The sequence below is a fragment of the Rothia santali genome (genome assembly GCF_024199905.1).
GTDB classification, from domain to species: Bacteria; Actinomycetota; Actinomycetes; order Actinomycetales; family Micrococcaceae; genus Rothia; species Rothia santali.
Genome location: NZ_JANAFB010000059.1, coordinates 1 through 11,800, shown reverse-complemented (window position 1 = coordinate 11,800; position 11,800 = coordinate 1). Strand labels below are relative to the sequence as shown.

Below are 11,800 nucleotides of genomic sequence, written 5' to 3'. Positions count from 1 at the left end.
CGTCCACGGTGCGGCCGTCGCCGAGCTCGACGCCGCGGGCCGCCTCGTACCGGCCCGGGTCCAGGACGACGTCGGCGTCGAAGCCGCTGAGCGGACCGAGGTCGAGGATGACGCCGCCCGGGTTATCCGAGACGAAGCCCTCGTAGGCGTGGCCGCCGCTGCGCACGGTGATTCGCCTGCCGGTGCGGCTCGCGGGGGTGTCGCGCTGCCCGGGGGCGGGGACGAGCGAGGGGTCGCGCAGCGCGGCGCGGACGGCGTCGAGCACCTCCTGCTCCGTGGCGCAGACGTAGATCCTGCGCGCCCGCTGCTCGCGGGCGCTGGGCCAGCGCTGGTTGAATCCGCCGAGGAGCGTGCCGTAACGGGCGTCGCCCTCCGTGATGGCCTCGGGATGGGACATGGCGGGCCTTTCGGTCGCGAGGCCGGGGCCTGAGCGGCCGTCCGCTCCGCGCCCGGGTCCTCTGCCGGCGCCGTCGCCGGTGGAGACCATCCTAAGGAATCGGGGGCGCGGAGTCAGGCCCTGGAGGGGGCAGGGCTGGAGGTACTACCCTGCATGCGCCGAGACCGTCTGGGCCCATTCGATTCACGACCGGATGAGCGAACCGTCCACCGGTTGCCACGGGAGCTCACTGAATCCGTACGTCTCTCGATCCATGCTCACTCAGTCTCGCTTCGCGCTCACTTGACTGGCTTTCTGTCTCACTTTGCGTCTCTGGAGTCTCACTGAACCGTCAGTGCACATCACTCGAGTCTCACTGCAGTGTCACTGCACTATCACTCGAGTCTCACTGCAGTGTCACTCCACTCGTCAGCACCTCGCCCATGGCATCACCCCTCACACCACTTCTGACAATCGTTCACTCGTCTCCAGAGGGCTGATGGCAAAGACGTACCACATTGAGTACGGCGATGACATGGAGGTTGGATCATGAGCTACCGACGCGACCCGTGGGAGATCGCCGCATCGCACCACGGCATCGTGGCCGTTGCCGATGCCGGGGACGCGGGCGCCCCCGCCGTTGAGATGCGCAAACGCGCCTCTCGGGGGGCGCTCCGAGGATACGGGCGAGGCGTCTCGACGCACTGCGGGGTTCCGACGACCTCGCTGACCGAGCCGGCGGTCGCCGTCGCCCTCGCCGGCAGGGGGGGGCCTTCCTGCATCGCGAATCCGTGTTCGGCCTGCTCGGGCTCGGGCAGTTCAACTCGCCGAAGGTGCGCGTCGGCACCCGCCGCCGGGTACGGCGCGCCTTGCCGGAGTGGATGGACCTGGAGAGTCGGCCCGACGTGCCCGACCAAGACCTTACTCGTTGGTCGGGCATTCCGGCGACGACCGTCTGGCGCGCGCTCGAGGACATGAGGCATCGAATGCCGCCCGACCGGTGGGAGGTACTGCATGAGGAGGCGCTGCGCCGCAGCCGGAGCGGAGAGCTGAGTGCCACCCCGTGGAGCATGGGAGCGGCGTGAGAGTGACGACGCCCCGGCACACCGCACCCGCCCTCAGTAGCTCGTCACGGCCCCCACCGACGCCGAGCGCACCAACTTCGCGAACTTGCCCAGCACCCCGTGCAGGCGGGGATTCTCCGGCGGGGCCCAGCCCTTCCGGCGCTCGGCCATCTCCTCCTCGGAGACGTCCACCTCGATCGTGCGCCCCGCGATGTCCACCCGGATCGGGTCGCCGTCGCGCACGAAGGCGATGGGGCCGCCGTCGACCGCCTCGGGCGCCACGTGCCCGATGCACAGCCCGGTCGAGCCCCCGGAGAACCGCCCGTCGGTGATCAGCAGGACGTCCTTGCCGATGCCCGCGCCCTTGATCGCGCCGGTGATCGCGAGCATCTCCCGCATCCCGGGCCCGCCCTTGGGCCCCTCGTACCGGATGACGACGACGTCGCCCTTCTTCAGCTCCCCGTTCAGCACCGCGTCCATCGCGGGCTGCTCCTGGTCGAAGACGCGCGCGGTGCCCTCGAAGACGTCGGCGTCGAAGCCCGCGGACTTCACCACGGCACCGTCGGGGGCGAGCGAGCCCTTGAGGACCGTGAGCCCGCCGGTGGGGTGCAGCGGGTCGTCCAGCGCGCGCAGGATCTTGCCGTCCGGATCCGGCGGGTTGATCTCGGCGAGGTTCTCCGCGACCGTCTTGCCGGTCACGGTGAGGCAGTCGCCCTCGAGCAGCCCGGCGTCGAGCAGCGCCTTCATGACCACGGGCACGCCGCCGATCTTGAAGACGTCGTTCATGACGTACTGGCCGAAGGGCTTGACGTTGCCCAGGTGCGGGACCCGGTCGCCGATCTTGTTGAAGTCGTCCAGGGTGAGGTCGACGCCGGCCTCGTGCGCGATCGCCATGAGGTGCAGCACCGCGTTGGTCGAGCCGCCGAAGGCCATGACCACGGCGATCGCGTTGCACAGCGACTCGTAGGTGATGATGTCCTTGGTCGTGATGCCGCGGCGCAGCAGGTTGACCACGGCCTCGCCGGAGCGGCGGGCGTAGATCGTGCGGTTGCGGTGGATCGCGGGCGGCGCGGCGGAGCCGGGCAGGGACATGCCCATCGCCTCGGCCGCCGAGGCCATCGTGTTGGCCGTGTACATGCCGCCGCACGCGCCCTCGCCGGGGCAGACCGCGCGCTCGATCGCGTCGACGTCGACCTCGCTCATCTTGCCCGCGCGGCAGGCGCCCACGGCCTCGAAGGCGTCGATGAGTGTCACCTCGCGCTCGGTGCCGTCGGAGAGCTTGGCGGTGCCCGGCATGATCGAGCCGTTGTAGAGGAACACGCTCGACAGACCCAGGCGCGCCGCGGCCATGAGCATGCCCGGGATCGACTTGTCGCAGCCGGCCATGAGCACCGAGCCGTCCAGTCGCTCGGCGCCGAAGACGGTCTCCACGGAGTCGGTGATGACCTCGCGGCTGACCAGCGAGTAGTGCATGCCCTCGTGGCCCATCGAGATGCCGTCGGAGACGGAGATGGTCCCGAACTCCAGCGGGTAGCCGCCCGCGGCGTGCACGCCCTCCTTCGCGAAGCCGGCCAGCTTCTCCAGGGTGAGGTTGCACGGGGTGATCTCGTTCCAGGAGGAGGCGACGCCGATCTGCGGCTTCCCCCAGTCCTCGTCCCCCATCCCGACGGCGCGGAGCATGCCGCGGGCCGCCGCTCGCTCGAGGCCGTCGGTCACGTCGCGGGACCGGGGCTTGATGTCCACGCCGGGCTTCACATCGAAATCGCTGCTCATGGGGGAAGTCTACGGCCGCGGGGCGTAGCGTGCATCACAGCGCGCCGGGTGGGGCGGCGACACGCGGTTCCGCCCTCGGATGACATCGCCCCTCTGCGCTGGCCTGCCCCCCGAGTCCGTCGGCTACCTTCGGGAGGAGACCCCGGTCCCCGGAAGGACATCCCCATGGCCACCCCCGCACCCACCGACGACCCCGCCGCCACCGGGATCACCCTGGACGGCGGCCCCCGCACCCGCACGGAGGGCTCCGGCCACGCCGACGCCGAGGAGCCCCGCGAGCCCACCCCTCGCACCGACGGCTACGCGGACCTGCGCTCCTACGCGGTCCTCGGCGACGGCCGGACGCTCGCGCTGGTGGCCGACGACGGCCGCATCGACTGGCTCCCGGTGCCCCAGCTGGACACCGAGCCGGCCTTCGCCGCCCTCCTGGACGCGGAGCATGGCGGCCACGTCGAGCTCGCGCCCACGGTGCCGTACCGCCTGCGCCGCCAGTACGTCGTTGGGACCAACGTCCTGGTCACCACCTACGAGACCGAGCGCGGCCGGGCCCGGGTCACCCAGTCGATGAACACGGGCGTCTCGGGGCGCCTGCCCTGGTGCGAGCTCGCCTCGCGCGTCGAGGGCCTCTCCGGTTCGGTGCCGATGGCCTGGCGGGTGGCGCCCGGCACCATGCTCGGCACGGCGTCGCCCTGGGTCCACCGAACGCACCTGGGCCCGGTGCTGCGCGTCGACGGCGTGACGCTCACGGTGCAGACGCTCGGCGAGATGACGACGACGCCGGAGGAGCAAGCCTGCACCGGCTCGTTCACCGCGACCGAGGGGTCCCGGCACCTGGTGGTCCTGGCGGGAGCACTCCACGAACCCCTGTGGATGCCGGACCCCGAGGACGTGGACCGGGGCATCGACCGCACGATCGAGAACTGGACCGCCTGGTCGGAGGAGTTCCACTACGACGGCCCGTGGGGCAAGGCGGTCCAGCGCAGCGCGCTGACCCTCAAGCTGCTGATGCGCGAGCCCACCGGCGCGATCGCCGCGGCCGGCACCACCTCGCTCCCGGAGAGCCGCTCCGGCGGCAAGAACTGGGACTACCGCTACGCCTGGGTCCGCGACGCCGCGTACACCCTGGACGCGTGGATCGGGTTCGGCCTGCGCGAGGAGGTGCACCGCGCGATCTCCTGGACGCTGACGATGCTGCGGGAGCACGGCGTGCAGATCTTCTTCGGCCTGGACGGCGCCCTGCCGCCGGAGCCGCGGGAGTCCGACGTCCCGGGCTGGCGCGGCCTGGGCCCCGTCGTCACGGGCAACCGGGCCCACGGGCAGCTGCAGCTCGGCGTCTACGGGGACATCCTGGCCGTCACGCGCGGCTACGTCGACGCCGGCAACCTGGTCGACGCCGAGACGGGCCGCCTCCTGGCCGCGGTGGCCGACGACGCCGCCGACGCCTGGCACCGCCCCGACGCCGGCATGTGGGAGCTGCCCGAGGAGCGCCACTACACCTCCTCCAAGATGGGCTGCTGGCAGGCGCTGCAGTGCGCCGCCCACCTGGCCGACCTCGGCCAGATCCCCGGCGAGCCCGACCGGTGGCGCGCCGAGGCCGAGCGGATCCGCCGCTGGGTCGAGGAGAACTGCTGGTCCGAGGAGCGGGGCGCCTACCTGATGCACCCGGGCGGCGACTCCCTCGACGCCTCGGTCCTCCTCCACGCCCGCAGCGGCTTCGACACCGGGGAGCGGATGAGCCGCACCATCGACGCGCTGCGCGCGGAGCTCGGCAGCGGCGCCCTGCTCTACCGCTACACCGGTATGCCCGAGGAGGAGGGCGCGTTCCTCGCGTGCGCCTTCTGGGGCGTGGCGGCGCTGACGCTCGTGGGCCGCTGCGAGGAGGCCGAGGAGTGGATGGAGGAGCTGCTGGGGCTGGCGAACGACGTCGGCGTCTGGCCCGAGATGATCGACCCGGAGACCGGCGACTTCCTGGGGAACCTGCCCCAGGCGCTGAGCCACCTGGCGCTCATCCAGGCGGCCCTGACGCTGTGCCCCGGGGACGACTGAGCGCCCGCGGGTCCGCCTCGGCATAGGAGGGGTGGAGCTGGCGCCTCGACACGGTCTCCCTGACCGCACGCCGCTGGTTCTCGTGGAGGATGATCGTGGACTTGATGACCATCCTGCTGTTGAGTGGGAGAACGACGACGTCGTAAGAGAGCCGATTGACGACGTCGCGCAGGACACCCCTCAACCGGTTCTCTCGGCGACACCCCACCGCGTCCAGGACGAGGACCAAAGCGTCGGCCCGCTGGGCATGGAGATTTCGCCGCACGTCGTCCAGAAGACGACGGCGGAATCTCCGACAGGCCGACAGGCTTTCCCGCTCCGGCTTCGCGTACACCGCGAGTGCTAGCGTCCCCCGCTGCCCCTCCCCGGACGCGCAGTCTTCATGTCCAGACGGGCCGAGCACATCCCATGCGTCACCAAAAAACATCACGCGCATGACCATCCACTTTCCACCGCCCTGGCGGTTTCGAGCTTCAGCCCAACCGGGCCTGACAGGTTGAATAGCACCGTCCAGACGGTACAGTTCTCCAGCCTAGCCCAACCTCGGACCCGCCGCATCCTCGGCGGTAGGGATTGCCATTTCGTGGCCCGTCGTGACGATGGCCGCGCTGGGACATGCCCGGCCTCATATCCGGGATCGGCCCCCTACGGCCCCGGCCTTTCCCCGCGGGCCGCCCAGGCGGTGCGAGCCAGCCAGAACGCCGAGATGTCCCGGGTGACCCGGACGCTCCGACCGGTCAGAGCCTCGATCTTCCGAATTCGGTAGACCAGGCTCTGTCGGTGCAGGTTCAAGGACGCCGCCGTGGGCTTCCACCCCAGGTCATGGTCGAGAAAGGCGAACAGCGTCTCACGCAGAATCCGATGCTGGGCGTCGTCCACGGCCAGCGGGCCCAGCACCTCGGAGATCACCCGGTCCGATTCGGTTCCAGATCTGGAGAGCAGCGAGATTTTCTGAGGGCCGTATTCGCGCCACGCCTGACCCCGCGCCGCCGCCTCCAGATATTCCGCATCTGCCTCCTCGCCGGCAGCCGCAAGGTCCGCAAAGCTGCGTCGCTCGGACGAGACGCCCGTCGCGGGTGACAACTCGCCCACGATGCTCGCGGCATCGATGTAGTTGCTCGGCGGGATCACGACGTGGGACGTCCGCCGGTGGTGGATCATCGCGAAGGGGAGCTCGGCCAGGGCGAGCGACAGGCCGATACTTCGGGCCTCCGAGGCGGGGATGGCCAGCACCCTGAAGTCGGGCAGCGGGCGACCCCAGAGTGCCAGGAGCCTGTCTCCGGCACCGACGAAGCCCCCCAGGGTCTGCTCGAGCAGCTCCGCCCCCGAGCGGAGCCGTTGCTCCAGCTGCTGCATGACGGTGTTGGCATCCACCGTCAGGATCTGAGTCAGATGACCGAGGACGAAAGAGTCGATCGGCGTCCTCCGATCAACGATCAGCCGCGCGGGGTGATGGGTGCGCAGTGGGTACTCCTGCGTCCGATCCGCCGGCGGAAGATCTTCACCGATGATCACGCAGCCGCTCTTCTCGTCGCGGACTGCCACCGGAATCCCGAGCAAGTCGCCGATGTCACGGGCCGCGCGGCGATCCCCATCCGTGCGGTCGCCGGTGAGCCGGTAGAGCTTGGCCAGCAGGAGGACGCTCATCGCTTGACGGTCGGTGTTGGCGGCGGCGACCGTGCGGCCGATGGCCGCGAACGGCGTGTGGGGACCGGAGAACAGGACGGGAAACGCTCTGGAGTCCGCCTCGGCGTGGAAGGCATCCGTCAGATGCGGTGCCAGGCCGTCGTCACCGATGGCGATCCCGGCAACCCCCGCCTGGTCAAGCTCGGCGACGAGGACCCTCTGAGCCTCGCCCCCCTCGGGAATGCACAGACCGACGGTCATCAGCAGCTCATGCGGCCCCAGCCACCGGGCCGGATCAGACTTCTCGCACGAGTGGGCCCAGAGGACGGCCCGGCTCAGCCCGCGCGCACCGCTCATCACCCGGGTGTCGAGACTGGGGTCCTCGACGAGTTCTCCGACGGTAAATCGCGTGTTCATGGTCTTACATTCGTATGGTTGGGAGCTGATGTCTAGCACGATGTACGCTGCCGGTTCCTCAACGCCATCCGTAGGGTAGTGCTCCAGATCACTCACACCTCGTGAATGGCTTCGAAGGAGACCCCCCAGATGAGCAACTTTTCCGTCATCGACGACGCGCCAAAGTCCTCGTTCCATCGAAGGCTCCTCATCGCCTGCTGCGGCGGCCCGTTCCTGGACGGGTACATCATCAGCCTGATCGGCGTCGCCATGACCGGATTTCTCGGGGAGATCCCCGCGGGGCCGACCGAACTCGGCCTGATCGGCGCGTCCGGACTGATCGGCATCTTCTTCGGCGCCACCTTCTTCGGAGCACTGACGGACAAGATTGGGCGCGAGAAGATGTACGCCCTCGACTTAACCGTCCTAGTCGTCGCGTGCGCTCTCTCGGCGTTCGTGGGGGCGCCGTGGCAGCTGATCGCGCTTCGGTTCATCATCGGATTGGCCATCGGGGCCGACTACCCCATCGCCACGTCGCTGCTGACGGAGTTCACACCGAAGAAGAGCCGCGGCTTCATGATCGGGCTTTCGGGGCTGGCGTGGTCCCTGGGCGCCATGACCGCCTTCCTGGTCGGATTCCTCCTCATCAACATCACCGGCGAACACCCGTGGCGCATCATGCTCGCGAGCGGGGCCGTGCTGGGCGTCGTCGTGGTCCTGATGCGACGGGGGATTCCGGAGTCGCCGCGCTGGCTGGCAGACAAGGGGCGCCTCGACGAAGCTCGGAAGGTTCTGACCGAGATCTACGGCGCTGAGGCCGCCAACCAGGTACAGCTCGAGCCGGCCCGTCCCGCGCAGACCCAGCGCTCGATGCTCCGGGACCTGGCGCTGCTGGTGAAAGGCGGGTACTGGAAGCGGACCCTGATGTGCGGAATGCTCTACTTCGCCCAGATCACGCCCCAGTACGCTCTCTACACCTTCGGAGCCGTCATCCTCTCGGCTGCCGGCCTCCCCGAGAGCTCGACCGAGACGCTCGGTGAGCTGCTGATCGCGGCGCTCTTCGCCATCGGGATTCTACCGGCCCTGAAGCTGGTCGAATCAGTGGGACGCCGCCCGATGACCGTCATTCCCTTCGTGCTGATGTCCGTCTCGCTCGGCGCCCTGGCGCTGTGGGTCGGGGCCCCACCCTGGTTCATTGTCCTCGGGTTCTTCTTCTACGCGTTCGTCTCCGGCGGACCCAGCATTCTGCAGTGGATCTACCCGAACGAGCTGTTCCCCACCGAGATTCGGGCGACCGCCGTAGGGGTCGCCGTCGGTTTCAGCCGAATCGGGGCCGCCACCGGCACCTACCTGGTGCCCGTGGGCATCGCCACCATCGGCATCAACGGCACCCTGGGCGTCTTCGCGATCGTCACCGTGGTGGCGCTGGTCATCTGCTACGCCTGGGCGCCGGAGACCAGGGGCAGGTCCCTTGCCGAGACATCATCCATCACCACCAACCAAGGAGCGCTTCGATGAGCACCCCACCCCGCATCGCCGTTCTCGGCGCCGGCCTCGCCGGTCTCGCCGCAGCGACGCAGCTGATTCGCGACGGACACGACGTCACCGTCTTCGAGGCCCGCGACCGTGTCGGGGGGCGGCTCTGGTCGGAGACGATGGAGGCCGGCGGCGGCGAGCACGTCATCGAACGCGGCGCCGAGTTCGTCCTCGACGGGTACTCACTTTTCAGAGAGTACTGCGAGCGTCATGGCCTCGAGCTCGTGGACACCGGCATGAGCTACTACATCCGCACTCCGGTCGACCGTCCCGGGGTGACCACCGATGACATGGAATCGCTCGGCACGGCCGCGGCACGACGTGCCGAAGCGTCCGCGGGCCTGTCCGTGGCCGACGTCCTGGACGACATCGAGGCCAACGGACCCGTGCGTGAGGCGCTTGAGGCCCGGGTGGAGATGTCCACCGCCGTCAGGACCGATCAGGTCGTGGCCCGAGGGACGCTGGACCACGTGGCATCCTTCGACCCGGGCCCCAGCTGGCGTGTCAGCGGGGGGAACCAACGCCTGCCATGCGCCATGGCGGAAGGCCTGGGCGGCCGCGTCGCATTGGGGCGACGGGTTGAGGCGGTCGTCCAGTCCGCACACGAGGTCGAAGTCGTCCTCGACGATGGGCGCGAGGTCTTCGACTACGTCGTCGCAGCCCTGCCCTTCAGCCTCGTCGCACCCGGGGGCGACGTCGCGCTCGACCTGTCGCAGGAGAAGAGGGACGCCATGGCTCGGGTGGTGCAGGGGCATGCCGCCAAGCTGCACCTGGGATTGAAGAGGGCGCCGGAGACTTCGGCCGTCATGAACGTCTCGGACCGGTTCTGGACGTGGACGGCCTACGAGACGCCGGGGAGGGTCGCCCCCGTGATCAACAGTTTCGGAGGGGAGCTCGACCATCTGATCGCACTCGGCCTCGAAAACGGAGCCCAAACATGGGAGGACCGCGTCCGAACACAGCGTGGGGACCTGGAGATCATGGAGAGGAGCGCCGTACTCACCGCTTGGTCGCTCGATCCTATGGCCCAGGGGGCGTACACCGCGCATGCGCCGGATTTCAGCGACGGGGACTTCGTGGCGCTTGCCGCGCCCGAGGGGCGTGTCCACTTCGCCGGGGAGTACATCGATCCGGAGTACACCGGCCTGATGGAAGGGGCACTGCGCAGCGGGGAGTCTGCCGCGCAACGGTTGATGAAGACTCTGTCCGGCGCTGAGTCGTGAGGCCAGGGTTCGTCGAAGGCGCCATTCCCCGTAGAGTGAGGTGATGGAGAACACACGCTTGAAGACTTTAGGCACCGGCCTCGCCCTCGGCATCGGGGCGGCCGCGGCGGCCCTCGCGGGGCGCAGGGCCGCGAACACCCTCAAGACCAGCACGGGCCACCCCTGGAAGCACCGCGTGCTGGACCTGGGCTCCACGTTCCTGCAGCGCAAGTACCCGCTGAGCGCGATGAGCACCTACCTCGACGGCCTGCATCTGTACGCCGACGACGCCGGCCGGCAGGTCCACGCCGCCCACTTCTGCATCCACCTGCAGCACGACCTCCACCAGTGCGTCATCTTCGACCGCAACGCCCCCGACGCCCGCCTGATCGGCATCGAGTACATCATCAGCGAGGAGCGGTTCCGCACCCTCCCCGAGGAGGAAAAGCGGCTCTGGCACAGCCACCACTACGAGATCGCCTCCGGCATCCTGACCGCCCCGGGCGTCCCGGAGATCGCCGAGCACGCGTACTTCGAGGACCTGGTGACGACCTACGGCAAGACCTTCCACACCTGGCAGTACGACGTCGACGACTTCCCCTACGGCGCCCCGCAGCTGATGATGGGCTTCACCGAGGACGGCCAGGCCCGCGAGGAGCTGGTCCGGGAGCGGGACCGCGAGGTCGGCGTCTCGACCCGGCGCAACCGCGAGCGGCGCCGGGACATCCCGACGCCGGAGGTCGCCCCGGGCGCGAACTCCTGGGAGAGCGGGCGCGTGCTGCAGACGGAGCTGCGGGAGACGGACGTCAGGCGGTAGGGCCCAGCCTCCCACCCGGCGTCGGGATCTCGCGTCGGCGGGAACGACGCGCCCGGCGCACGCAAAAGCTCCCCGGCCAGAACCCTGACCGGGGAGCTTCCTTGGTGCGCGAGGGGGGAGTTGAACCCCCACGCCCTTTCGGGCACACGGACCTGAACCGTGCGCGTCTGCCTATTCCGCCACTCGCGCAAGTGGACTCCGCATCACCCACCGTGACCGGCGGTGCTTGCGGAAAGCAACGCTGACAATCATAACCACGAGGGGACGCGGGTGTCTAATCGAGGGTCGCGTGTCCTCCGCCACGCGTTGATGGGCCTCCCAGAATCCCTCTCTACTATCCTTAGATCGAGTACGCCCGCCGAACGGCCGGGCGTCGGAACGCCGGCCAGCAGAACAGGAGGCAGCCAGTGGGACTGATGGACAACATCGAGCGCGGCCTCGAAAGGGCTGTGCGCGGCGTCTTCACCGCGGGCTCCCGGAACCGGATCGAGCCGGTGGACCTCGCCAGCCGCCTGCGGGCGGAGATGGACAACAAGTCCTACGTCATCGCCGAGGGCCGCACCCTCGCGCCCAACGTCTTCACCATCGAGTTCTCGGAGGCCGACTTCCCCCGGGCCCAGGACTGGGGCGAGAACCTCGCCGAGGAGCTGTGCGACGTCGCCATCCGCCACGCCCGCTCGCAGGGCTACACGCTGCGCGGCGCGGTCCGGGTGACCTTCACCCGTGCCCGCTCCGAGGAGCTCCGGCCGGGCGAGTTCCTCATCCTCTCCACCCAGGAGCGCTCGCCCCGCAACCCGGCCGCCCGCGGTCGCGCCGCCGACGCCGCGGCCCCCTCGGCCGTCTCCTCGCCCATCGCCCACCAGGCCACCCACGCCCCCGCCCCGGACCCCGCCCCCGACCGGCTCTTATACACATCTCCGAGCCCACGAGACCAGGCATGAACTCGGATTCCCGCCTCTGCTTT

8 protein-coding genes, 1 tRNA gene and 1 pseudogene are annotated in these 11,800 nt (G+C 69.5%); 6 read left to right on the top strand and 4 right to left on the bottom strand.

The window, feature by feature from the left end:
• Positions 1 to 397, bottom strand: a pseudogene (locus NBM05_RS14560) (hypothetical protein); the annotation flags it as partial.
• Between the two features lie 770 nt (positions 398 to 1,167).
• Here NBM05_RS14560 and NBM05_RS14555 point away from each other — a divergent pair.
• Positions 1,168 to 1,461, top strand: coding sequence for a hypothetical protein (locus NBM05_RS14555; RefSeq protein WP_254168925.1), 294 nt, complete (start codon positions 1,168 to 1,170; stop codon positions 1,459 to 1,461).
• A gap of 33 nt (positions 1,462 to 1,494) precedes the next feature.
• On the opposite strand, the gene ilvD is transcribed toward NBM05_RS14555, so the two are convergent.
• Positions 1,495 to 3,213, bottom strand: coding sequence for a dihydroxy-acid dehydratase (gene ilvD, locus NBM05_RS14550; protein ID WP_254168923.1), 1,719 nt, complete (start codon positions 3,211 to 3,213; stop codon positions 1,495 to 1,497).
• Positions 3,214 to 3,378: 165 nt separating this feature from the next.
• Between ilvD and NBM05_RS14545 the strand changes: the two genes are divergently transcribed.
• Complete coding sequence (locus NBM05_RS14545; RefSeq protein WP_254168921.1) at positions 3,379 to 5,259, top strand: glycoside hydrolase family 15 protein; 1,881 nt, start codon at positions 3,379 to 3,381, stop codon at positions 5,257 to 5,259.
• Positions 5,260 to 5,904: 645 nt separating this feature from the next.
• Here the strand turns inward: NBM05_RS14545 and NBM05_RS14540 are convergent.
• The gene (locus NBM05_RS14540) at positions 5,905 to 7,302 is read right to left on the bottom strand and encodes a PucR family transcriptional regulator (protein WP_254168920.1); all 1,398 of its coding nucleotides are present in this window, start codon (positions 7,300 to 7,302) and stop codon (positions 5,905 to 5,907) included.
• A gap of 129 nt (positions 7,303 to 7,431) precedes the next feature.
• On the opposite strand from NBM05_RS14540, the gene NBM05_RS14535 reads away from it, so the two are divergent.
• The 3 genes from NBM05_RS14535 to NBM05_RS14525 are packed head-to-tail and all read left to right on the top strand — an operon-like array spanning position 7,432 to position 10,836.
• Positions 7,432 to 8,799, top strand: a complete 1,368-nt coding sequence (locus tag NBM05_RS14535; RefSeq protein ID WP_254168918.1) for an MFS transporter — start codon at positions 7,432 to 7,434, stop codon at positions 8,797 to 8,799.
• Positions 8,796 to 10,040 (top strand): flavin monoamine oxidase family protein, encoded by a 1,245-nt coding sequence (locus NBM05_RS14530; RefSeq protein ID WP_302184064.1) that lies wholly within the window; start codon positions 8,796 to 8,798, stop codon positions 10,038 to 10,040. Before NBM05_RS14535 ends, NBM05_RS14530 begins: the two co-directional genes overlap by 4 nt.
• Before the next feature lie 43 nt (positions 10,041 to 10,083).
• On the top strand, positions 10,084 to 10,836 hold the full coding sequence (locus tag NBM05_RS14525) for an OBAP family protein (RefSeq protein ID WP_254168916.1): 753 nt from the start codon (positions 10,084 to 10,086) through the stop codon (positions 10,834 to 10,836).
• A gap of 102 nt (positions 10,837 to 10,938) precedes the next feature.
• On the opposite strand, the gene NBM05_RS14520 is transcribed toward NBM05_RS14525, so the two are convergent.
• Positions 10,939 to 11,025 (bottom strand) — tRNA-Leu (locus NBM05_RS14520).
• Positions 11,026 to 11,252: 227 nt separating this feature from the next.
• On the opposite strand from NBM05_RS14520, the gene NBM05_RS14515 reads away from it, so the two are divergent.
• Positions 11,253 to 11,777, top strand: coding sequence for a DUF3662 domain-containing protein (locus tag NBM05_RS14515; RefSeq protein WP_254168927.1), 525 nt, complete (start codon positions 11,253 to 11,255; stop codon positions 11,775 to 11,777).
• Positions 11,778 to 11,800 lie beyond the last annotated feature (23 nt).